A 22,310-nucleotide genomic window follows, 5' to 3' on the forward strand; every position below is an offset into this window, starting at 1 on the left:
TCCCGAAAGTCACGGCGCGCGCCAGGTCTCGAGCCCGCGAAACTCTTCGGCCACCCTCTCGATTTCGCTGGGCTCGAGCGCCCCTCGCTCGGTCACGATTTCGGTCACGCAGTCGGCGGGCGTCACGTCGAACGTCGGATTCGCCACGTCGATCGGCGCGTCGCCGTCGTACACCGCGGACCGCTCGCCGGACTCGAGATTCACGTCCTCCCGAGTCGAGACCTTGTCCGTCGCCGCGACGACGGACACCGGAATGCCCTCGCGGTCGGCGGCGACGGCCAGCGCGCGCGTCCCCGTCTTGTTCACCACGGAGCCGTCGGGGCGGACGGTGTCCGCGCCGACCACTGCCTGATCGATGTCTTCGCGTGCGAGCACGTGCGCGATCGCAGCGTCAGTGTGGACCGTCACCGTGCTGGCGGTCGTCTCGGCCAGTCGCTCCGCGACGCCGATTCCCTCGCGAGCGGGCCGGGACTCGGCGACGAACGCGCGCGACGGCTCGGCCGTCTCGAGCGCCTCGAGTACGGTCCCAGATCGCGAGAGCGTCGCGACGCTGCCCTCGAGGCGGTCGCTCGCGGTCGCCGCGGCGTCCGCGTCGGCGGACAGCGCGCGGTCGACGTTCGACAGCGCCGACTCGAGGACGGCCGGCGCACCGGCCCGCTCGGCGTCCCGATCCCGGTCGTCGGCGTCGGCCATCGCTCGATTGACCCGATTCCGGAGGACGGCCATCGACGGCCGCGCCTCGAGCAACCGGCCGGCGAGTTCGGTGAGTTCGTCCCACTCCGCCGCCGGATCGACACCGGGCTCACGGGCACCCCGTTCGCCGTCTCGCGGCGACGGTGTCGCCTCGCCTTCCGCTCGCTCCGCGACGAGCAGCCCCGCTCGATCGCGAAGCACCTCGAGCGCGCGCACGGACAGGTATGCGGCCCCGTGCTCGCCGTCGGCCGCGATCGACCGGACCGTCGGCGCGACGCGCTCGTAGGCGGTCCACAGTTCGGGTACCGTCTCGCGGTCGTCCCCGACGCCCTCGAGCGACTCAGTAGGGGCAACCCACTCGAACTCGTCGTGTTCCTCGCTCAGTTCGATCTCGCGGGTCTCGCAGTCGAACAGGTACGGATGGACGGTCCACTCGCGCTCGAGGTCGGGATCCGCGAACTCGACCGGGCGACCGGAGCGGACCAGCGAGACAGCGTCGTCCTCGAGGCCGGTCTCCTCGCGAATCTCGGCGCGGACCTGCTCGTCGGGGCGGCCCTCCGCGAAGCCGGAGACGCCGCCCCACTGGCCCGCATAGGTGCCGACCTCGTCGCTCCGTCGCAGCAGCAGAACGTCGCCACGATGACGGAGAAAAGCGGTGACGACGTGGTTCGAATCGTCGGTGTCGGCGTCGGCATCGGTATTGGCGCACATACGAGAGTCGAACGGGAACGCGAGAGGTGTCGTTTTCGGACCCGTTCGTCCGCGGGACGGTGCCGGAAACGGACAGCACGGGCTGTCTCGGTCCGACGACGGGGAACTCGAGTGCACGGTCGCCGGATACCGCTACTGCGCTACGGTTTTCGACCTCGAGATGCTACGCTCCCCTATGACCCGTATCGCGATCGTCTCCGATACGCACGTGCCCACTCGAGAGTCCGCGCTCCCGGCGTGGGTCGTCGCCGAGATCGAAGCGGCCGACCACACGATCCACGCCGGCGACTTCGAGTCGTTCGGGAGTTACGAGCGGATCGTCGACCTCGCCGACGGCGACCTGACGGCCGTCCGGGGAAACGTGGATCCGGCGACGCTCGACGTCCCACTGACCGCCACGCTCGAGGTCGACGGCGTGACGTTCGTCGTCACTCACGGCCACGGATCGTCGGGCGACTGGCGCGAACGAGTCGTCGAGACGGCCCGCGAGGAAACGGCGGCGAACGCGGAAACGACGCTGGTCGCCGTCGCCGGCCACACCCACGAGGTAGTCGACACAACCGTCGATATCGACGATAATCGATCGGCCGGCGACCGGGGACGGAGTGTCGATCGCGTCCGCGTACTCAATCCGGGCAGCGCCACCGGTGCCGCTCCCACGACCTACGAGACGATGCTGGTCGCGACCGTCGAGGGTGACGATCTCGCGGTCGAGAAACGAACGCGGTGAGCCCCGAGTCGATTCGGCGCTCACCGACCGTGAATTAGGGCCGCTGATCGATCAATGACTGGAGTTCCCTCGCGTCTTCGAGTTTCTTTTGGCGGATTTTTTCGCTAACACTCGGCTCGTCAAGCCCCTCTAGCGCGTTGAGCGCCCGGTCGAGCCCGTGGATACTCCGGACGAGTCGGTCCCCTTCCTCTTCGGAGATGTCGTCGCGAGCGATGCGCTGTTTCCGAGCGAGGCGTTCGCGTTTGAGCTGCCGCTTTGTCTCCTCGATGTGGTTGCGCTCGTCCTCCGAAATCGTCTCGAGGCGTTTGCACTCGAACACGAATTCCGTCAGGTCGATCGCAGTCCCTTGAACCGTGATCTCGTCGGGGAGGTCTTCTCCGAGCGTTCCCGAAGGACGGCGAATCCGATCGAGGAGTCGCTGGCGTTTGCGATCGTTCATCGTAGTATCGCAATCACCGGACAACGAGATATACGTTCGGAGCACGCGGTTACTCTAAAATATTTTATATATAGGTGCCGTTTAGTCAACCGCCGCCGATACTCCGACAATGGGCGGTAGTGACTCGAATTCGACCGACATCTTCGAGATCGTCAGTAATTCGACGCGACTCGAGATCCTCCGTGCGCTGACGAACGCCTACAGCGAATCTCCCGTCGACCCCTGGCTCGATTATACGGCCCTTCGAGAGTCGGTGGGGATCCGTGACAACGGGAACTTCAACTACCACCTCGACCGTCTCGAAGGACTCGTGGCGAAGGACCCCGACGGGTACGTGATCACGCGGGTCGGACTGACGGTCATCACGGCGATCGCGTCCGGATCGCTCGATCCGGACTTGACGTGGGGACCGGTCGACGTTCCCGCGGCGTGTGCGTACTGCGACGAGCCGTTACACCTTCGCTACGCGGACGGCACGCTCCACCTCGAGTGTGGGACTCCGGCGCACACCCTGCGACTGCCAGCCTCGCCGCGACTGCTCGACGCGCACCCGACTGAGAGCGTCGGCGAGCGACTCACTCTCCTCGTCCAGCAGCGGGTCGCGCAGGTCCGCCGCGGAATCTGCCCGGAGTGTCAGGGTGCCGTTGACGGGGAAATCCGATATGGGATCGCCGACCTCGAGCACTATTACTATCACGGGGAGTGTCGCCACTGCGACTACCAGCATGGGTTCGACGTCGGACCGCTCGTCCTCCCGCATCCGGACGTGATCGCCTTCGTTTCGGAGCACGGGCGCGACATCCGATCGACGCCGATCTGGGAGTTAGATTTCTGTACGCCCGGGGACGAAACGACGGTTTCGACGGATCCACTCCAGCTGCGCGTCGACATCGAACGTGGAGACGAAACGCTGTCGGTCACCCTGGACCGCGACGGCTCGGTAATCGCGACCGATCGCTCGCGAACGGCCTGATCGGCGGCGATCCGAAAATCTCCGATCCCGTGACTTATACTCGTCTCGGGTTCGATTAGCCGGACATGAACGCTGTTCGATGGACGCACGAATGGTCGGTTTCGAAGCGATTGGGACGCAGCACGCGAGATGACCGGCGGTCCTCGATGAGGGGTATCCGATCTCGATGACCGATACGTTCACGCACGATTCGCGGGAACCGACACAGCGTGATCGGCCGCGCTCGCGGACGAAATCGAACGGAGACGCCACGCGCATCGGCGCCGACGTCGGCGGCACGTTCACCGACGTGGCGCTCTCCGTCGACGACCGACTCGTCACCGCGAAAGTCCCGACGACCGACGACCAGCACGTCGGCGTTCTCGAGGGGATCGACAAGGCCTGCGACCGCGCCGGCATCGACCCCGGCGAGATCGACGGCTTCGCCCACGCCATGACCGTCTCGGTCAACGCCCTGCTCGAGCGCGGCGGCGCGGAGACCGCGCTCGTGACGACCGAGGGGTTCCGAGACGTCCTCGAAATCGGCCGGCAGGACCGGCCAGATCTGTACGACCTCGAGGCCGAAAAGCCCGAGCCGCTGGTCCCCCGCGACCGACGGTTCGAGGTCGACGAGCGGACGACGGCCGAGGGCGTCGAACGCCCGGTCGACGCGGCCGAGGTCCGCGATATCGCGGCGACGCTGCGCGAGCGCGACGTCGAGGCGGTCGCGGTCTCGCTGCTGCACGCCTACGCCGACCCCGAGAACGAGCGCGTCGTCGCCGAGACGCTGCGCGAGGAGCTCGAGGTCCCCGTCTCGGCGTCTCACGAGGTGCTCGCGGAGTTCCGCGAGTTCGAGCGCACGTCGACGACGGCGGTCGACGCCTACGTCCGACCGGCGATCGACAGCTACGTCGGCCGGTTGGTCGACGAGGCGGCTGACGCCGGGATTCCGGCACCGCGGATCATGCAGGCCAACGGCGGCATCGCGGATCCCGAGACGGTCCGCGAGCACGCGGTCACGACGACGCTCTCCGGCCCGGCCGCGGGCGTCGTCGGTGCCGCGGCGACCGTCAACGGCGACGACGTCGCGGGGCTCGTGACCTTCGACATGGGCGGCACCTCGAGCGACGTGAGTCTCGTCCGGGACGGCCGAGCGGAGCGGACGACCGACGCCGAAATCGACGGGCTACCGATCCGAACGCCGATGGTCGACGTGAACACCGTCGGCGCTGGCGGCGGCTCGATCGCCTGGGTCGATTCGGGCGGCGCGCTCCGAGTCGGCCCGGAATCGTCGGGTGCTCGGCCCGGCCCCGCCTGCTACGGCCGCGGCGGGACGCGACCGACCGTCACCGACGCCAACGTCGTGCTGGGCTACATCGGTCCCGAGACCGCGCTCGGCGGCGAAATGACGCTCGACGTCGAGGCCGCTCACGAGGCGCTCGAGCGACTGGCCGACGAGGCCGGACTCGAGGGGGCGCTCGAGGCGGCCCGGGGGGTCTACCGCGTGGCGAACGCGACGATGACGCGGACGATCCGGTCGGTCACCGTCGAACGGGGCCACGACCCCCGAGAGTTCGCGCTCGTGGCCTTCGGCGGCGCGGGACCGATGCACGCCGCGGCGCTGGCCGACTCGCTCTCGGTCGATCGGGTCGTCGTTCCGCGACCGGGGGGCGTCCTCTCCGCGTTCGGCCTGCTCGCGGCCGACGAGAGCTACGACGCCGCCCGAACGGTCGGCGTGGCCCTCGAGGAAGCCGATCCCGCCGATCTCGAGGCCGTCTACGACGACCTCGTGGGCGACGTGCTGGCGGACGCGTCCGATCCGGACGCGGCGCGAGTCGAGCGCGCGGCCGACTGCCGGTACGCGGGCCAGAGCTTCGAGCTGACCGTCCCCGTCGACGACGAGTTCGACGCGGCGGCGGTCGCCGACCGCTTCCACGACGCCCACGAGCGGACCTACGGCTACGCGATGGACGAATCGATCGCGGTCGTCACCCTCCGCGCGACGGCGACGGTGCCCGGATCGGAGCCGACGATCCGCCACGAGGGGGGCGGCGATGCTCGAATCGGGACCCGCGAGGCGCACTTCCCCGACGCCGACACGCGGGAGGCGACCGTCTACGATCGGGATCGACTCGCGGCGGGCGCGTCCGTCGCGGGACCGGCGATCCTCGAGCAAGCCGAGAGCACGACCGTCGTGCCGCCGACCTGGGCCGGCGAAATTCTCGCGGACGGAACGCTCGTCATGACGCGAACGGAGGAGGACGAACAGTGACGCCAGATTCGACGGACGAGACGAACGGGACGGACGACGGAATCGATCCGGTGACCCTCGAGGTGCTGCGCAACCAGCTCGAGAGCGTCGCCGAGGAGATGGGTCAGACCCTGATCCGCGGCGCGTACTCGCCGAACATCAAGGAGCGCCGGGACTGCTCGACGGCGCTGTTCGACGCCGAGGGGCGGATGATCGCCCAGGCCGAACACATCCCGGTCCACCTCGGCGCGATGCCCGCCGCGGTCGACGCCGTGCGCGAGCGCGATCCGCGGCCGGGCGACGTGTTCCTGCTCAACGACCCCTTCACCGGCGGAACGCACCTCCCGGACGTGACGATGGTCTCGCCGATCGCCCCCGAGTGCAACAGTGATGGCGCCGGCGACGAGGACCGAGAGATCGTCGGCTACGCGGTCTCTCGCGCCCACCACGCCGACGTCGGCGGGATGACTCCCGGGAGCATGCCCGCCGGCGCGGAGGAGATCTATCAGGAGGGGCTGCGGCTTCCACCGACCAGACTCGTCGCCGGCGGTGAGCTCCGGGAGGACGTCCGCTCGCTCGTGCTCGCCAACGTCCGCAACCCCGACGAGCGCCGGGCCGACCTCCGCGCACAGCAGGCGGCGAACGAACGCGCCGAGGAACGGCTCGCCGACCTGTTCGCCGAACACAGCCGCGAGACCGTCCGCTCCGGGTTCGACGCCGTGATCGACTACTCCCGCGAGCGGATCACCGAGGAGATCGCGGCGCTGCCCGACGGCACCTACGAGGCGACGGACCTCCTCGAGGGCGACGGCGTGACCGACGCGGACATCGAGATCGCGGTGACCGTGACCGTCGACGGCGAGACGATCGACGTCGACTTCTCGGGGACCGACGACCAACTCGCGGGGAATCTCAATGCCCCGCTCGCGGTCGCGACGAGCGCCGTCTACTTCGTCGTGCGCTGTATCACGGACCCCGAGATCCCGCCGAACCACGGCTGCTACGACCCGGTGAACGTCAGCACACCCGAGGGGTCGCTGCTCAATCCGAACCCCCCCGCGGCGGTCGTCGGCGGCAACGTCGAGACCAGCCAGCGGGTCACCGACGTGATCTTCACCGCGCTCGCGGGGGCCGCGCCCGACCGCGTGCCGGCACAGGGCCAGGGCACGATGAACAACCTGACCATCGGCGCGCGGGACGGCTCCTTCACCTACTACGAGACCATCGGCGGCGGCTTCGGCGCGCGCGCCGACCGCGACGGGATGGACGGCGTACAGGTCGGGATGACCAACACGCTCAACACGCCCGTCGAATCCCTCGAGACCGAGTATCCGCTGCGGGTCGAGCGCTACGCGCTCCGAGACGGCAGCGGCGGGCGCGGACGATTTCGGGGAGGGCTCGGCCTCGAGCGCTCGGTCACCGTCGAGGAACCGGCGACGGTGTCGCTGCTGACCGAGCGACGGCGGCACGCGCCCAAGGGCGTCGCCGGCGGCGGGAGCGGCGCGACCGGCGAGAACCTGATCGACGGCGAGGGAGTTCCCGCGAAGACGACCGTCGACGTTCCGGCCGGAACGACGGTGACCGTCAAAACGCCCGGCGGCGGCGGGCACGGCGATCCGGACGAGCGCGACGACGCGGCGCTCGAGGGGGATCAGGCGACCGGAAAGACCTCGACAGACGGCTGAACGGAGCGACGCTACGTCAGCGGTGCTCTCGGAACGGGGACTCCGATCGGTATCGCCGACTCCATTCTCCGGTGACGGTGCGTTTTTGACGCCGCTCCCCCACCCTCCGGTATGGAACTCAACGGCGTGGCGGACCTGCCCGAAATCCGCCCCGGCGATGACATCGCCGCTCTCGTCGCGGATCGGGCCGCCCTCGAGCCCGGCGACGTGCTCACGGTCGCGAGCACGATCGTCTCGAAGGCCGAGGGCCGGACGGCGGACCTCGAGGACTACCCCGTCAGCGGACGGGCCCAGGAGATCGCCGACCGGCTCGAGGAGATCGCGGGCGAGGAGAAGGATCCCCGGTTCGCACAGGCGATCATCGAAGAGAGTTCGGAACTGCTGATCGACTGTCCGTTCCTGCTGGCCGAGACGCGCTTCGGACACATCTGCCCGAACGCGGGGATCGACCGCTCGAACGTGCCCGACCACGACCTCCTGTTGCTGCCGAAGCGGCCGACGGAGAGCGCAGAGCGAATCCGGGCAGGACTCGCCGACCGCGGAATCGAAGACGTCGCGGTCGTCGTGACGGACACCTGTGGGCGACCGTTCCGGCACGGACAGACCGGAGTCGCGATCGGTTGGGCGGGCACGCCAGCGAGCCGGGACTGGCGCGGCGAGGCGGACCGCGACGGTCACGAACTCGGCGTCACCGTTCAGTCGGTCGTCGACGAACTCGCCGCCGCCGCGAACCTCGTCACCGGGGAGGGTGCCGGCGGGACGCCCGCCGTGGTCGTCCGGGACTGGGAGTTCGGTGACCACGAGGGCAGCGACGAGCTCTTTCGATCCGTCGACGACGATCTGGTTCGACAGGCGCTGCGGGAGTGGAGGTTCGAGGGAGAATGAGCGACGAATCCACGACCGGAACGACCTGGGGCATCGAACTCACCCCCGAACATCCGCCCGAGCGCGTTGCCGACCTGGCCGCGCTCGCCGAAGCCGAGGGGTTCGACGTCGCGTTCGCGAGCAGTCACTACTTCAACCGCGATCCGTTCGTGGTGCTGTCGCGGATGGCCGACGCCACTGAAGAGATTCAGTTGGGGCCAGGCGTCGTCAACCCCTACGAGACTCACCCCGTGAAACTCGCGGCGCAGACGGCGACGATCGACGAAATCAGTGACGGCCGCGGCGTCTTCGGCGTCGGTGCCGGCGACCGCTCCTCGCTGTCGAACCTCGGGATCGAGCGCGACAGTCCGCTCCGGCGCGTCCTCGAGACGTTCGATCTCGCTCGCGACCTCTGGGACGGTGAGACGGTCACTCACGAGGGAACCTTTACCGCGCGGGACGCGGCGCTCAACCTCGAGCCGCCGTCCGAGCGGATCCCGGTCTACGTCGGCGCGCAGGGCCCGCACATGCTCCGGATGAGCGCGAAGCACGCCGACGGCGTGCTGATAAACGCCGCGCATCCGACGGATCTCGAGTGGGCGGCGGGCCAGATAGAGCGGGGACTCGCGGAGCGACCTGCGGAATCCACCCCCTTCGAGTCGCTCGCGTTCGCGAGCGTCAGCGTCGCGGCCGAGGAAAACGAGGCGCGCGAGGCCGCTCGACCGCCCGTCGCGTTCATCGTCGGCGGGGCCGCGGAGCCGGTCCTCGAACGCCACGGTATCGACCGAGAGGCGGCGACCGCGGTCAGCGAGGCGCTCGAGCGAGGCGATCTCCCCGAGGCCTTCGGTCGCGTCACGCCCGCGATGATCGACGCCTTCTGTATCGCCGGGACGACCGAGACGGTCGCGGATCGGTTCGAGGCGGCGCTCTCCCACGTCGACGGAATCGTCGTGGGCTCGCCGCTGGGGCCGGACCTCGAGGATGCGGTGGAACGAGCGAGCGAGGCGCTCGCTCGCGCGACCGAGACGTGACGCGGACGAGAAGTGCGATAGCGGGTTAGTTCGCGGTGAAGAGGTTCGCGACCGCGCCGAGGGTGAGGACGCCGAAGACGCCCATCGAGAAGATGACGAGGAGCGTGCCCATCAGGACCAGCAGCGGCGCGAGGCCAGCCCCCATCGCGACGTCGGTGAAGAGGCCGATCATTTCCGTGACGTTGTCCACGATGACGTTCGCCGGTGTGACGGTGTCCATATGCGGGGGTTGTTACCGGTGCTACTTGGCCGTGCCGGTCCCGAATGAGGTGGGATTAAGCCGCCGCCGGTCGTATCCCGGTCCGTGACCGACGACGCGACGCTTTCGGATTTCGATTCGACGACGCCCGACGAGGACAGCGCGACGGAGGCGTCACCGGCGAACGAGACAGGGCTCTCGACGTACGCGTGGGGCGAGTACACCTGCAGTCAGTGCGCGGCGACGACCGATCGCGTCTGGCGCGCCGATGGCTCGCTTGTCTGTCCAGACTGCAAGGAGTGGTAATCGGCGACTGATGCGGCCACCGGAAAGCGCACGGGGTGCTTGCGAGTGTACTCCCGAAGGTTTATATTTTCGTCGCGGCTTTGTTGAGATGCAATGGCGAAAGGTACGGTCGACTTCTTCAACGACACTGGCGGCTATGGATTCATCGAGACTGACGACGCGGACGAGGACGTGTTCTTCCACATGGAGGACATCGGCGGTCCTGACCTAGAGGAGGGTCAGGAAGTCGAGTTCGACATCGAGGAGGCCGAGAAGGGCCCGCGCGCGACGAATCTCGAGCGAGTCTAAGCTGATCCCGTAAGTGGTATCGTTTTCTGATTACTTCGCCGGTAGCGATGGCACTGTCGCTTCGGTGACGAGTTCTGCGAGACGTACCGAGCAGTCGGCTCGAGAGACGTCATCCGCTCTCGAGCGCTGAGCATCGCCGGTGAGCCGGTGCCGGCACGATACGTCTCAGCGAACGAGTTTTTCGTATGACACAAAACATATGTTCCGGAGCCCCTGATGACGTAGTAACGAATGGTTCGCCCGGGCCCCCACCACTCGTCTCGAGACTATGACTGATGCCAACCCGACACCGGAACGGAGTACCGAATCGACGGCCGACGACGCCCTCCAGATTTCGACCGTCGAACGGTTGTGCGACGAGATCGAGACGAACGTCTCGCGTGTGATCGTCGGTCACGACGAGGTGATCGAACACGTCATCACCGCCGTCCTCGGGCGCGGCCACGTCCTCCTCGACGACGTGCCCGGCGTCGGCAAGACGATGCTGGCGCGATCGATCGCCACGTCGGTCGACTGTACGTTCAGCCGCGTCCAGTTCACTCCCGATCTCCTCCCGAGCGACGTCACCGGCGTGAACGTCTTCAATCAGAAGACTCGCGAATTCGAGTTCCAGTCCGGCCCCGTCTTCGGCAACATCGTCCTCGGCGACGAGATCAACCGCGCACCGCCGAAGACCCAGGCCGCCCTGCTCGAGGCCATGGAGGAAGAACAGGTCACCACCGACGGTACGACTCGAGAGCTCCCCACGCCGTTTACCGTGATCGCGACCCAGAACGCCGTCGAGCCCAACCGCACCTACGATCTACCCTTCGCCGAACTCGACCGCTTCATGAAGAAACTCCATCTGGGCTACCCCTCGCCCGACGAGGAGGCCGAACTGCTCGGCCGGACGGTTGGCGACCACCCGATCGAATCCCTCGAGGCGGTCACCGACCGCGAAACGCTCGTCGCCGCCCGCGAGACCGTCTCGACGGTGCAGGTCGCGGAACCCGTTCGTCGGTACGCGACGCGGCTCGCGACCTACACTCGCGAGAACGCCCACATCGGCGTCAGTCCCCGCGGGACGATTTCGCTGCTCCGAGCGGCCCAGGCGCGTGCCGTCGCGAACGGCCGGGACTACGCGATTCCGGACGACATTCAGACCGAGGCACCGGTCGTGCTGAGCCACCGGATCAAGACCGACGGTCACGATCGGGACGGCACCGCGGTCGTCGAGGACGCACTCGAGCGCGTTCCCGTCGAATGAGACTCACCTATCGCGGCTGGGCCGTCGTCGCCGTCGTACTCGTGGCCGTCGTCCTGAGCTGGCAGTTCGGCCCGCGGGCGTTGAACGCCATCGTCGTCCCGCTCATCATCGTGTTGCTCGCCGGTCTGATCGCGGTCGGCCGCGCCGACCGACCCCGCGTCAGCCGTCGGCCCGTCGAAGAGGGGTTCATCGGCGAGGAGCGATCGATCGAGGTCGCGATCGAGACCGACGGAACCGCTGCGGCGACCGTCCGCGATATTGTCGGCGACGGGCTTTCTTCGACGACGAACCCGGTCTCGGAAACGACCCTCGCGGGCGACGACACCGTTACGTACGACGTTCGACTCGAGGCGCGGGGCGAACGCCGGGTCGGGCCGCTCTCGGTCACCGTCAGCGATCTCGTCGGCCTCGTCGAGCGCCGGTTCGAGTACGAAGAGACGACGCCCGTCATCGTGTATCCGCGCGTCCGCGAACTGGAGGGCGGGGCCGCCGATGTCCAGACGCTCGCCAGCGTCGCGGACCGCCACGTCGACGAGGAGTTCGACCACCTCCGGGAGTATCGACGGGGAGACCCGCTGCGCGATGTCCACTGGAAGACCGCGGCCAAGCGACCGAACGACGAACTGGTCGTTACGGAGTACGCGGACGACGAGGATGCCGGGGCTGCTACCGTCGCCGCCGAGTGTCTCACCGACGGCGACGACGAAATGGCGTCGGCCGCCGCCACCGTCGCGACCGCCCTCCTCGAGCAGGGCGCGACGGTCGCGGTCACCGTCCCGGACGGAACGCGACCGCCAGGGTCAGGCCGAGCACATCATCGCGAGATACTCCAGCTACTGGCCGTCGCCGGTCCCGGCGAACTCCCGGACCGAACCCGACAGGACGCGGACGTCCTGGTCCGAACCGACGACGACGGGACGACGATCGTCGTCGAGGACCGCGACATTCCGTTCGACCGGCTCTGTGGCCGCGGCCGAGAGGGCGGAGAGAGGCGGACCGATCGGGATCGACCCGCGAGCGACGGTCGACGCGACAGCGACACCGGCGAACGGCCGGGGATGAGCGCATGAGCACGAAATCGTCCAGCCACACTGGGAATCGAACGGTATCGTTGGGAACGGACGGCGCCGTCGGCACCGACGGCGTCCGTCTCCTCGCCCTCGGCTGCATACTCGCCCTGACCGGATCGTACGTGGCCGTCCTGTACGGCATTACGTCGGTCGTCGGTGGCAGTCGGTCATTGTTCGCGCTCGTCGGACTCATGGTGGTCGCGGCGACGGTTCTCGCACGAGTGATCCGCCCCCGAACCGCGGGGATTCTCGCACTGGCGGCGGCCGGATTCGGGTTCGCCTACTACCTCACGTCGGCGGGCGTCCCGCTCAGTGCGGTCCTCTCGGGAACGAACGCCATCCTCTCGGACACCGTCGCGCTCGCGACCGGCCTGCCGCTGCTCCGGATGGTCCAGGCCGGCATCTGGACGCTCGGATTCGCACCCGCCCCCGTCTTCCTCTCGTGGTATCTCGCCGTCCGCGGACGGTACGGACTCGGCGTCGTCCCCGGCGGCATCGCGTTGGGGTTCCTCGTCCTGACCGGCGACGCGGGGACGCTCGTCACGCTGACCGGCACCCTCGCCGCCATCGGCGCCATCGCCTTCGGCGAACTCGAGCGGCGGGGCGGTTCGATCGCGCAGGCGGACCTGCTCGCCGTCCTGTTCGCGGTGATCATCGCCCTCTCGCTGTCGGTGACGATCGTCCCCGGCCAACCGACGGGACCGACCCACCTCGTCCAGGGAGAACCCGGCTCGCTCGAGGCGACGATCGATTCCGCGCCCCAGCGGTCGGGAATTTCGGGACAGGTCGACCTCTCGCCGGAGGTACGGTTTACCGTCGAGTCCGAGCGGGGATCCTACTGGCGTACGGGGGTCTACGACCGGTTCACCGGCGACGAGTGGATCCGGACCGGCCAGAGTAACCGATACGACGGGCGGCTCGCGAATCCGCCCAGGAACTACGACACCGTCGAGCAGACCGTTACCGCCGAAACGAGACTCGGTATCATGCCCGTCGCACCGCAACCGCTGTCCCTCGATGGCGAGGTAACCCGGGAAACGACCGTCTCCAGACACGGCCAGCCCCGGCCCGAAGCGCCCCTCGAGGCGGGCGAGAGCTACACCGTCGAGAGCGCGGTCGTCGACGCGAGCCCGTCCGAGCTCCGGAACGCGGGGACGGACTACCCCGAGGCGGTCACCGAACGCTACCTCCAGACGCCCGAAGACTCCTCGAGCGAGTTCGCCGACCGGACCGCCGAGATCACGGCCGACGCCGACACTCCGTACGAGACGGCGGCTGAGATCGAGAGCCACCTCCGCACCTCGAAGGACTACTCGCTCGAGGTCTCACAGCCCGCCGGCAACGTCGCCGAGGAATTCCTCCTCGAGATGGACGAGGGCTACTGCGTCTACTTCGCGACGACGATGACGCAGATGCTCCGCGAAGAGGGGGTCCCGGCCCGATACGTCACCGGCTACACGACCGGCCAGCAGGTCGACGACGACGAGTACGTCGTCCGCGGGCTCGACGCCCACTCCTGGGTCGAGGTCTACTTCCCCGACCACGGCTGGGTCCGGTTCGACCCGACGCCCGGCGGCGGCCGCGCCGACGTTCACACCGATCGCCTCGAGGAGGCCCGTGCGAACGGCAACGAGGCGGCGGACACCGAGGACAGCGAGGACGTTCCGATCGACGACGAGGACGACCCCATCGAACCGCCCGAATCCGAGCCTACCGATCCGAACGAGCCGTCGTCCGATCCGAACGCGCCCAACGAGAGTGATCCGAGCGATGAGCCGACCGACGAACCGGATCCGAACGACACGAACAATACGACCGATCCGACTGACACCGGTGACCGCACGGCCGGTGAGACGGCCGATACCGGCGAGACACTGAGCGAACGCCTCGTCACCGTCGTCCGCGAGACGGGCGCGATCGGGCTCGTCCTCCTCGTCGGTCTCGCCGCGGGCGCACACCGGACCGGTGCGGCGACGCGTCTCCGTCGCGGGATCGGGATCTATTGGCACGGCTTCCGGGCCGATCCCGACCGGGACGCCGAACATGCCTTCGACCGGCTCGAGCGACTCTTTGCCCACCAGTACCGGCCGCGCCGTCCCGCGGAGTCGGCTCGCGCGTATCTGACGGCGCTTTCGACGACCGAGATGAACGGGGAGGACGCGCTCGATCCGCAGATCGAGCAGGTCCTCGAGTGCTACGAACGGGCGACCTATGGCGGGGGCGTCAGCCGAGCGGAGGCCGACGAGGCGATCGCGATCGTCGACGAACTCGCCCGCGACCAGTTGCCGGTCATCAATCGGCTTCGCTGACGCTGTGACCCACCGTCCCGAGCGAATCGAATTCGGTCACAAGACGGTCGCGTTCGTTCAACGGCGACGTTCCGACGGTCCATCCCTCCGAGCACTCAAAAAGAACCACGCGAGGGCATGCGGGTCCCGATAGTGTTTAATATGCCCGTTTCATAGCTACGAACGTAATGTCGGAAGTCTGCTCGACGTGCGGGCTGCCCCAAGAACTCTGCGTCTGCGAAGACGTGGCTAAGGGCCAACAACAGCTCAACATCCGCATTGACGAGCGCAGATACGGAAAAGAGGTAACGATCGTCGAAGGATTCGATCCGAAGGACGTCGATCTGGACAGTCTCTCGTCGGATCTCAAGTCCAAATTCGCCTGTGGTGGGACCGTGGAGGACGACCAGATCGAACTCCAAGGGAACCACACCGGCCGCATCGAGGAGTTCCTTCGGGACCGCGGCTTCAACGTCGCCTAATGCCCGCGATGCTCTGAGACGACTTCCGAACCCACGACCGCGTCGCACTCTCTACGCCGTTTTTTTACGCACGACTATCATCCAGTCGCGTCGCCGCCGTCCCTGACGCCGACTCGAGCGACCGCGATCGCCGGGCCTCGAGTCACCGCGAACCGAATCCGACCGGACACTGCGCGGCGACGGAAACGCACCGCTGTCGTTCGAAAGCGTCTGAGACACCGCGGATCGTCCGGAACGGTCAGAACGGCGACTCGCGTTCGGCCGATTCGTCCTCGTCGTCCGCCTCGCGGACGAGCCCGAACTTCATGCCATACTTGTCGAGTCCCCCTTCCATACTCTCGACGCGCGCGTCGGCGGTTCCCTCGTAGGAGCCGATGAGCTGTGCGGCCTGTACGCTGGCCTTGCCGTGGGGACAGACGGTGACGATGTGATCATCTCCCTCGAGCTCCTCGATGCGGTCCATGAGTTCGTTGAAAGGAATGTTTTCGCTATCCGGAATGTGGCTGTGTTCGAAGCTCCGCTCGTCACGGATGTCGACGATGCGAACGTCGGCATCCTCCTCGAGGAGTTCCTTGACCTCGTCCGTGGAGATTTCGCCGTCCATTACCGTGCTATTGCGCATCGACGCGAATAAGAACAGGGGTTCGGACCGGGAGCGGGATCCGTCGGCGATTCGGCCGCGAACCGGTTCCGATCGATAGATCAGGACCGGATGGTCAGAACAGAAAACATATACGTGAATTGTTGTATATTTCCGATAATGGTCCCACTGACTGCCCTCTTCCCGATGCAAGCCGGCAGCGGCGGAGTACTGCTCATCGGCCTGCTCCTGGTCGTTATCCAGATCGCTGCGCTGGTATGGGTGTACACCGATGCACAGTCGAACAGCCCCCATAGTGCGGCGCTCTGGACGCTCGTCGTCTTCTTCGGCGGGCTTCTGGGTCTGCTGCTCTATATCCTCATTGGAAGAGAAGATCGGAGGGGGCGTTCGAGCCGTCAGACGCAGTTCTAAAGCGGCCAGTCCTCGAGTCCGCGGAGCCGCGTTCCCGCGCTCGCCGCTCAGAGCAGGCCGTCCTCCTTCGCCAATAACAGCCCCGACAGCGTCGCGTCGTTCGTCGGCTGCTCGCGAGCGCGCTCGAGCGCCTCGCCCACCGGCACCGTCGTTACCTCGAGGAACTCGTTGCTGTCGAGTTCCCGGTCGCCCGGCTCGAGCCCCTCGGCGTAGACGATCGCGCGGTCGTGACGGAGGACGCCGGTCGCGACCGCGTACTCCTGTAGCAGGGCCGTACTCGACGGTCGGAACCCGGTCTCCTCCTCGAGTTCGCGCGTCGCCGCCTGCGTGTAGGACTCGCCGTCCTCGACGATCCCTGCGGGCAGTTCGAGGTGGGTCTCACGAATAGTGGGTCGGTACTGTTCGACGAACAGGATTCGATCGTCGCTGGCACCAGTACCGTCACCGACACCGCCGTCCGTATCCGAGAGGACGCTCCCGTCGATCCGCGCGACCACGACGACCGCGGGCGGCAGGTCCGCCCAGTAGTATCGCTTCTCCGTCCCGTCGGGCTGTTCGAGCAGGTCGTAGCCGCCGTCGTACCAGCCCGTCTCGTACTCGGTTCGCTCCTCGAGTAAGTCCCACTCGTCGGGTGCAGTCATCGCGTCCCACTGCGGGCTCGAGGCGGTAATAGGTGGCCGTTTTTCGGCAGCGATAGATCGGCACCGACCGCTCAAGCGGGTCGATCGGAGTTACGATCGATCGACGAGCTCTCGATACAACCGGCCGAACGCCTGTCGGCGAAGCGTCGCCACCGCCGCGTCCTCCTCGTTCTGGAAGGTCGCCGCGACGGCCTCGCCGTCCGGCCCCGCGTGCCAGACGACGCGGTCGACGTCCTCGTGGCCGACCGTCGTCACCTCGCCGTCGTAGCTCTCGCGCCAGTCCTCGAACTCCTCGCGGTCCCCGACCTGCACCTCGAGTAAGTTCGCGAACAGCGCGTCCCGGGCCGTCTCGACGACGTCACCGGTGACGCGCTCGTCGTACTCCTCGCGGTCGAACTCCATGGCCTTCGCGACCTCGCGGACGACCGTCTGGGCCGCGGGACCGACCGACTCGTACTGTGTGCGTGCGTCTTCGGCCGACTCGAAGGTGAACGTCCCCACCGTGTGCATACCCGGCTAGTCGACGGACCGGCAGTTACGCGTTTTCGTTCTCACCGGCGTCGCCGTCGGTCCCCTCAGCGTCGGCGTTCGACTCCGGTTCGTCGTCTCCGGCGTCCTCGCTTCCGTCGCTCGAGGCCTGCATCTCCCGGGTCAGCTCCGCGGCCTCCTGCAGAACGGTCTCGGCTTCGCTAGTCAGCGATCCGCGGCCGGGCTGGCGACTCTGACGAGCGATTCCGCCTTCGAGCGAGTCGGGACGGCCGGGTTCGTGGCCGTGATGGTGACCGGACTCCTCGAACTCGGGCGTCTCGATCTCCGTCGCGTGCGGACTGACGATCTCGCCGAGCTCCTCGGGGCTGCACTCTCCCCAGTCGGGCGCGTGGTCCTCGAGCCACTCGCGATGGTCCTCGCGACCGAGCGATGCAGTGATCGCGAGGTGGTTGGCGAGATGAACCGCGTCGGCCTCCTCGGTGTCACAGACCGGACAGGCGTATCCCATGGGGTCCGGTACCGGCTGCGAACGGTAAAACGTCCCGCACCCGGCTAGCCGAGTTTCCGGATCATCACGATCGCGTCCTCGCCGTTGGCGTAGTACTCCGGTACCCGACGGAGCGGATCGAAATCGAACTCCCGATAGAGCCGTTTCGCCCCGTCGTTCGAGCGTCGCACCTCGAGTTTGACCGTCCCCGCACCGTGGGCAGCGAGCACGCCGAGCGATCGGGAGAGGAGCGTCGACCCGATTCCGTCGCCGCGGTAGTCCGGGTGGACGGCGATATCCTTGACGTGGCCGAGCGCGCGGCCGATCTGCTGGGTCACGTCAGCGACGACGTACCCGGCGATCTCGCCGTCGGCTTCGGCGACGAGAAAGCCCGGCTCGCCGAGAAACCGCTCGAACGCGTCGTAGGGCCAAGGCTGCGAAAACGATTCATTCTCGATGCGAACGACCGCGAGCAGATCCGCACGCTCCGCGGGTCGGACCGTCACTTCCTCACCGTCCTCCGGCGCGGGCGTTGTCACACGTGGAGGTAACATACCGAACAATAAAAGCCGTATGCGTCTCGGCAGTTCTACTTGGGGGGAGCCGGAGGCCGTTCGGGCCGGCCGAAGTCGGCCCGCGAGACGGGAACGACTTACTCGTCGTCGCTCTCCTCCTCGTCGTCACCGTCGTCGATAGTCGTCGTCGGCTCCTCGTCCTCGGTGCCGCCGTACTGGGTCTGTTCCTCGTCCGCTTCGGAATCGCTGTCGTCGCCCATGCTACTCACTCCGCCGGGATCGCGTCCATCTCGAAGTCTTCGGTCAGTTCCGTCAGCTCCTCGAGGGCGCCTTGCTCCTCCCGGAGGTTCTCCTCGAGGAGATCGGCCGCCTCGTCCATCCCGAGCTGGTCCGCGAGCGGGATCAAGTTCCCGTAGGCCGCGATCTCGTAGTGTTCGGTCTTCTCGGCGGCCGCCATGTTGTGGTAGTCCATGACGTCCTGGGCGGGATCCATCGACGTGAACTCCTCGTACTCCTCGAGGAGCCCTTCGATCCCCTCGCACTCCTCTTTCTCCGGCGGCTCGCCGAACATGTCGAAGACCTCCTCGAGCCGATCGATCTGGTCCTGGGTCTCCTCGCGGTGCGACGAAAACGCCTGTGAGATTTCGTCGCGCTCGGTGTTCCCCTCGAGTTCCTCGAGCGCGTCGAGAAGCTGATGCTCCGCGTGATAGATGTCTTCGAGGCCGTGCTCGAACAGATCCTGAATCGTGTCCATACTCATGGTGTAACCACTCAGCCGTTCACCAGCCGGGAGAAAAAGACGGCAGCCTGCGACGGCAGGCGCCCGCGGGCGAGCCGTCGACGCTCTCTCGAGAGTCGCAACTACTCCGCCGCGTCTTCGACGCGGTCGGCGTGTTTCTCGAGATCCGCGGCGAGCGCACGCGCCTGCGTCGGCGTCAACTCGAGTTTCTCCATGTGTTTCGGCACGTGTTCCTCGGAGAGATTGTCGAGTTCGAGCTCGAGGCGAATCGCATCGGGATCCTCGCGGTCGGCCGTCGCGTTCACGACGGCGACGGATTCCCACTCGAACGTCTCGCCTATCGCCTTCCCCTCGACGTAATCCAGCGTCGTGTACGCGTTGACCGTCATCAGTCGATCGGACATGTCAGTTCGGTTCTCACGCTCCGACCACTTATACGGGTAGCCGTCGACCGAGCGCTCATCGGTACGAAACATCCCGGCCATGCACACAACGAGCTCACTCGATCCTCGCTGCCAGTTCCGGACGGCGCGAGCGTCCGCGCGACCGTCCCGCTACTGCGCCGGTAATCGACATAACCACGGACACGGACCGCCTCGAGCGAACGGAATCGACCGCACCCGAGCACGTCGACGAACGAACGGGCTCCACTATCGACGATCCCGTCGGACCGATCGAACTCGCACGTCCCGCGGTGGTCAGCGACAGAGACGTCGCCGCACGAGGCGATCGACGGCGTGCTCGAAACGATCGCCGACCGCGTGATCGGCGGCCAGGCCGGTACTCTCGGATCTACCTCCCGCAAGACCTCCGCTCACCGGTACCGACGAACGAGCACTCGAGGATGTCGCGCGGACGAGTTTCTCGGCCGAATCTCGACGCACCGACGTCGAAACGGACGATGCGACGGCCATGACGCGCTCCACGAGACCGGTGCGGATCGCCAACTGCAGAACGTCCGAACCCAATTTCCGGGCGCGTTCGATCGGCACCGATAACGGGACTCGATGCTCGAACGGTTCCGGATGCACGCGTCATGTTCCCGGGTTGTGACGATCATCTGCTGGAGCATCGAACCGATCACCTCACTTACCGGCTGCTTTTGCCACAACTAGATCGGAACGGAGCTGCGCCCCGCTCGATGCTATAACGCGAATATCGGCTCGGGAACGGAGACGACCCGGTCTCACACTGACTGCCGAACGACGACGGTCGATACCCTGTGACCCGTCTCACTCTGCGCTCACTGTCGCCCGTTGCACCTCTAAATGCGCTGCGACGAAGCGGACATCGCGCACCGACTCGACTGAGACGAGGACTCATACCCTCTAGAGCCGAGGTCCGTCGGTCTCGTTCCGGACCGGGCTGACAACTGTCCGGTAGCTCCGGCTCGAGTAATGACTCGTATCTGCTCGACCAGTCAGCTAGTACCAGCCGATCCTGTATTCGCCTTGATGGCTACTATCGTTTCTGTGCCGTCTCTTTCGACGCGATCTGTACAGCACCCGGACGTATCAAATAACGTTCCCGTCAGAGATAGCGGCATAATCCACCCATAAGACAGAGCACGGGTATCGTTTGCAGCCGAAGCGATACTTATGCCTACGGGGTTCGAATGGCCGCCAATGACTGATACAGCCGAATGCAAACCAGAGCCGGTTGAGCAGGATGCGGAGGAGCGCGACGACGCCCATCTCGACGATATCGAAGAAGGCGCCGGCTGTACGGAGATCTGGGAGCACCTCGCCGAACAGCGAGAGGAGTGAGGCGAGAATTTCGCCCCGGCAACGATCTTTTTGACGCCGAAACCCGTACTGAGGTGCATGTCCGATAACCGTCCCGGTGATCGTTCGCACCGCCGCGGCGAGAACGGCCGCTCGATTCCGACGGACCGCGAATCACCCGTCGGTGCACCAGTTATCCGGGGCGACGAATCAGTCGCCGGGACCCGTGCTCGCGAGGCCGTCCAGTTCGATCCCGACGATCCCGAGAGTCTCGCGGACGCTGCCGAAACCGTCCGCCAGTTCGCCGCCGGCAATACCAACGACGATCACCTCTACATGCTCCGCGGTGCAGCCGCCTGCGCCGCCCTCGTCCGCGGCGAGGGTTCCTACAAGGCCGCCGCCGAACGCGCCGGCGGCGACGCCACTGTCTCGTTCATTCGCAAGTGGGCCCGCGTCCACGACCTCCCGCGATCGGTCCGAAAGCAGGTCGCACTCGGACAGATCGCTCCGACCGCTGCCAAGCATATCGCCCGTGTCGGCGGCGAAGCACGACTCCTCCTCGCGTGGGCCACCCTCGACGGAAACCTCACCGTCCGCGACGTCCGCAGCGTCGCCAGCGCCATCAACGACGGCACCTCTATCGACCAGGCTCTCGCCGAACACGATGTCACCCTCGGTCGACTCGAGCTCACTCTCTCACCGACTACCTACCGCGATCTCCGACGACGCGCCTCGATCGAGGGCGTCGATCCCGGTGAGATAGTTACCGATGCTCTCGAACAGTACTTCGAATGAGCTTCGAGCGCCCCAGCCGGCGATGCAGAAAGAAACGTTTAACCGCCGCTCACCGAAAAGGGAAGACACGGGGCCGGTAGCTCAGTCTGGCAGAGCGTCTGGCTTTTAACCAGACGGTCGCGTGTTCAAATCGCGCCCGGCCCGCTTTCTGACGACAAACAAACTCGTGAGGAATCAGCAGCGGATCTGAAGCGATTTGGTGAAACCGAGTCTTCGATCCTTCGCGTCGTCGTGCAGCAGACTAAACAATACGAGCCAGTTCTCTGGACGTTCTGACTGGAACCGGTTGTCTGATACTGTCTTTATGCATCGCGATCTTGAGATGGAGGAGTCGAAGAAAGACGAACAGAGTTCCAAGTAAAGCTAGGGACGTCTATCGTATCGTGAAGAGAAAGCCAAGGGCCGGATTTGAACCGGCGGTGGGCGGCTCTGCAGGCCGCTGCGTTCGGCCGGACTCTGCCACCTTGGCGCATTCCATCGTTGATGCTGCGTTCGTTTAAGCATAGCGGTACGGAACAATCCCTGTTGGGGTTTCTGGCTATATATGCAGAAAACCCCGCACAGCCGATGCTGTGCGGGGTTGAAACGAGTATGAGTGGTGGCGGCGAAACGAATTTCCCAGAGGGTCGCCCACTCCAGTACTGATCGTAACGCAGGCGAGCTTATCTTCCGT

The 22,310-nt window shown here is 66.5% G+C and carries 26 protein-coding genes and 2 tRNA genes; 16 read left to right on the plus strand and 12 right to left on the minus strand.

Annotated features, from left to right (window positions below):
• Positions 1-9: 9 nt before the first annotated feature.
• Complete coding sequence (locus tag LDH66_RS10000; RefSeq protein WP_226480904.1) at positions 10-1,404, minus strand: eIF2B alpha/beta/delta subunit family protein; 1,395 nt, start codon at positions 1,402-1,404, stop codon at positions 10-12.
• A 175-nt stretch (positions 1,405-1,579) separates the two neighbouring features.
• On the opposite strand from LDH66_RS10000, the gene LDH66_RS10005 reads away from it, so the two are divergent.
• Entirely contained in the window at positions 1,580-2,134 is a 555-nt protein-coding gene (locus LDH66_RS10005; RefSeq protein WP_226480905.1) for a metallophosphoesterase family protein, read from the plus strand.
• A gap of 34 nt (positions 2,135-2,168) precedes the next feature.
• Here LDH66_RS10005 and LDH66_RS10010 read toward each other — a convergent pair whose 3' ends face one another.
• Positions 2,169-2,573, minus strand: coding sequence for a DUF5788 family protein (locus LDH66_RS10010; RefSeq protein ID WP_226480906.1), 405 nt, complete (start codon positions 2,571-2,573; stop codon positions 2,169-2,171).
• A 109-nt stretch (positions 2,574-2,682) separates the two neighbouring features.
• On the opposite strand from LDH66_RS10010, the gene LDH66_RS10015 reads away from it, so the two are divergent.
• From LDH66_RS10015 to LDH66_RS10035, 5 genes are all read left to right on the plus strand, one after another.
• Positions 2,683-3,546: a helix-turn-helix domain-containing protein gene (locus LDH66_RS10015; RefSeq protein ID WP_226480907.1), complete on the plus strand. Its 864-nt coding sequence runs from the start codon at positions 2,683-2,685 to the stop codon at positions 3,544-3,546.
• A 166-nt stretch (positions 3,547-3,712) separates the two neighbouring features.
• Positions 3,713-5,797 carry a hydantoinase/oxoprolinase family protein gene (locus tag LDH66_RS10020; RefSeq protein WP_226480908.1) on the plus strand — a complete coding sequence of 695 codons (2,085 nt, stop codon included), beginning with the start codon at positions 3,713-3,715 and terminating at the stop codon, positions 5,795-5,797.
• Positions 5,794-7,461 (plus strand): hydantoinase B/oxoprolinase family protein, encoded by a 1,668-nt coding sequence (locus LDH66_RS10025; protein ID WP_226480909.1) that lies wholly within the window; start codon positions 5,794-5,796, stop codon positions 7,459-7,461. The genes LDH66_RS10020 and LDH66_RS10025 overlap by 4 nt, the downstream gene beginning before the upstream one ends.
• Positions 7,462-7,572: 111 nt before the next feature.
• Positions 7,573-8,346, plus strand: coding sequence for a coenzyme F420-0:L-glutamate ligase (locus LDH66_RS10030; RefSeq protein WP_226480910.1), 774 nt, complete (start codon positions 7,573-7,575; stop codon positions 8,344-8,346).
• On the plus strand, positions 8,343-9,356 hold the full coding sequence (locus LDH66_RS10035) for a 5,10-methylenetetrahydromethanopterin reductase (RefSeq protein WP_226480911.1): 1,014 nt from the start codon (positions 8,343-8,345) through the stop codon (positions 9,354-9,356). Before LDH66_RS10030 ends, LDH66_RS10035 begins: the two co-directional genes overlap by 4 nt.
• A 25-nt stretch (positions 9,357-9,381) precedes the next feature.
• Here LDH66_RS10035 and LDH66_RS10040 read toward each other — a convergent pair whose 3' ends face one another.
• Positions 9,382-9,576, minus strand: coding sequence for a DUF8024 family protein (locus LDH66_RS10040; protein ID WP_226480912.1), 195 nt, complete (start codon positions 9,574-9,576; stop codon positions 9,382-9,384).
• A gap of 84 nt (positions 9,577-9,660) precedes the next feature.
• Here LDH66_RS10040 and LDH66_RS10045 point away from each other — a divergent pair, with 84 nt between their 5' ends.
• From LDH66_RS10045 to yciH, 6 genes are all read left to right on the plus strand, one after another.
• Positions 9,661-9,861: a DUF7573 domain-containing protein gene (locus LDH66_RS10045; protein WP_226480913.1), complete on the plus strand. Its 201-nt coding sequence runs from the start codon at positions 9,661-9,663 to the stop codon at positions 9,859-9,861.
• A 93-nt stretch (positions 9,862-9,954) separates the two neighbouring features.
• Positions 9,955-10,149: a cold-shock protein gene (locus tag LDH66_RS10050; protein WP_006183681.1), complete on the plus strand. Its 195-nt coding sequence runs from the start codon at positions 9,955-9,957 to the stop codon at positions 10,147-10,149.
• Positions 10,150-10,417: 268 nt separating this feature from the next.
• Positions 10,418-11,395 carry an AAA family ATPase gene (locus tag LDH66_RS10055; protein ID WP_226480914.1) on the plus strand — a complete coding sequence of 326 codons (978 nt, stop codon included), beginning with the start codon at positions 10,418-10,420 and terminating at the stop codon, positions 11,393-11,395.
• Positions 11,392-12,465: a DUF58 domain-containing protein gene (locus LDH66_RS10060; protein WP_226480915.1), complete on the plus strand. Its 1,074-nt coding sequence runs from the start codon at positions 11,392-11,394 to the stop codon at positions 12,463-12,465. Before LDH66_RS10055 ends, LDH66_RS10060 begins: the two co-directional genes overlap by 4 nt.
• The gene (locus LDH66_RS10065; protein WP_226480916.1) at positions 12,462-14,774 is read left to right on the plus strand and encodes a transglutaminase TgpA family protein; all 2,313 of its coding nucleotides are present in this window, start codon (positions 12,462-12,464) and stop codon (positions 14,772-14,774) included. Before LDH66_RS10060 ends, LDH66_RS10065 begins: the two co-directional genes overlap by 4 nt.
• A gap of 167 nt (positions 14,775-14,941) precedes the next feature.
• On the plus strand, positions 14,942-15,235 hold the full coding sequence (gene yciH, locus LDH66_RS10070; RefSeq protein WP_006183677.1) for a stress response translation initiation inhibitor YciH: 294 nt from the start codon (positions 14,942-14,944) through the stop codon (positions 15,233-15,235).
• A gap of 238 nt (positions 15,236-15,473) precedes the next feature.
• On the opposite strand, the gene LDH66_RS10075 is transcribed toward yciH, so the two are convergent.
• On the minus strand, positions 15,474-15,839 hold the full coding sequence (locus LDH66_RS10075; protein WP_226480917.1) for a rhodanese-like domain-containing protein: 366 nt from the start codon (positions 15,837-15,839) through the stop codon (positions 15,474-15,476).
• A gap of 156 nt (positions 15,840-15,995) precedes the next feature.
• On the opposite strand from LDH66_RS10075, the gene LDH66_RS10080 reads away from it, so the two are divergent.
• Positions 15,996-16,247, plus strand: coding sequence for a PLDc N-terminal domain-containing protein (locus tag LDH66_RS10080; protein WP_226480918.1), 252 nt, complete (start codon positions 15,996-15,998; stop codon positions 16,245-16,247).
• 47 nt (positions 16,248-16,294) lie between these two features.
• Here the strand turns inward: LDH66_RS10080 and LDH66_RS10085 are convergent, their stop codons facing one another.
• The 7 genes from LDH66_RS10085 to LDH66_RS10110 form a co-directional block, all read right to left on the minus strand.
• Complete coding sequence (locus LDH66_RS10085; RefSeq protein ID WP_226480919.1) at positions 16,295-16,888, minus strand: NUDIX hydrolase; 594 nt, start codon at positions 16,886-16,888, stop codon at positions 16,295-16,297.
• A 90-nt stretch (positions 16,889-16,978) separates the two neighbouring features.
• Positions 16,979-17,398 (minus strand): DUF5809 family protein, encoded by a 420-nt coding sequence (locus LDH66_RS10090; RefSeq protein ID WP_226480920.1) that lies wholly within the window; start codon positions 17,396-17,398, stop codon positions 16,979-16,981.
• A gap of 25 nt (positions 17,399-17,423) precedes the next feature.
• A complete protein-coding gene (locus tag LDH66_RS10095) occupies positions 17,424-17,885 on the minus strand; it encodes a DUF5810 domain-containing protein (protein ID WP_226480921.1) in 462 nt (153 codons plus the stop codon).
• A gap of 44 nt (positions 17,886-17,929) precedes the next feature.
• On the minus strand, positions 17,930-18,403 hold the full coding sequence (gene rimI, locus LDH66_RS10100) for a ribosomal protein S18-alanine N-acetyltransferase (RefSeq protein WP_226480922.1): 474 nt from the start codon (positions 18,401-18,403) through the stop codon (positions 17,930-17,932).
• A gap of 113 nt (positions 18,404-18,516) precedes the next feature.
• A complete protein-coding gene (locus LDH66_RS22930; protein WP_264182242.1) occupies positions 18,517-18,639 on the minus strand; it encodes a hypothetical protein in 123 nt (40 codons plus the stop codon).
• A gap of 5 nt (positions 18,640-18,644) precedes the next feature.
• Complete coding sequence (locus LDH66_RS10105) at positions 18,645-19,139, minus strand: ferritin-like domain-containing protein (protein WP_226480923.1); 495 nt, start codon at positions 19,137-19,139, stop codon at positions 18,645-18,647.
• A 101-nt stretch (positions 19,140-19,240) separates the two neighbouring features.
• A complete protein-coding gene (locus tag LDH66_RS10110; RefSeq protein WP_226480924.1) occupies positions 19,241-19,522 on the minus strand; it encodes a DUF6360 family protein in 282 nt (93 codons plus the stop codon).
• A 1,221-nt stretch (positions 19,523-20,743) separates the two neighbouring features.
• On the opposite strand from LDH66_RS10110, the gene LDH66_RS10115 reads away from it, so the two are divergent.
• The 3 genes from LDH66_RS10115 to LDH66_RS10125 all read left to right on the plus strand — a co-directional run bounded on the left by LDH66_RS10115 (position 20,744) and on the right by LDH66_RS10125 (position 21,781).
• On the plus strand, positions 20,744-20,884 hold the full coding sequence (locus LDH66_RS10115) for a hypothetical protein (protein ID WP_226480925.1): 141 nt from the start codon (positions 20,744-20,746) through the stop codon (positions 20,882-20,884).
• 57 nt (positions 20,885-20,941) lie between these two features.
• On the plus strand, positions 20,942-21,637 hold the full coding sequence (locus LDH66_RS10120) for a DUF7119 family protein (RefSeq protein WP_226480926.1): 696 nt from the start codon (positions 20,942-20,944) through the stop codon (positions 21,635-21,637).
• Positions 21,638-21,707: 70 nt separating this feature from the next.
• Positions 21,708-21,781, plus strand: a tRNA-Lys gene (locus tag LDH66_RS10125).
• Between the two features lie 249 nt (positions 21,782-22,030).
• On the opposite strand, the gene LDH66_RS10130 is transcribed toward LDH66_RS10125, so the two are convergent.
• A tRNA-Cys gene (locus LDH66_RS10130) sits at positions 22,031-22,106 on the minus strand.
• Positions 22,107-22,310: the final 204 nt, after the last annotated feature.

The organism is Natrinema amylolyticum (assembly GCF_020515625.1).
GTDB classification, from domain to species: Archaea; Halobacteriota; Halobacteria; order Halobacteriales; family Natrialbaceae; genus Natrinema; species Natrinema amylolyticum.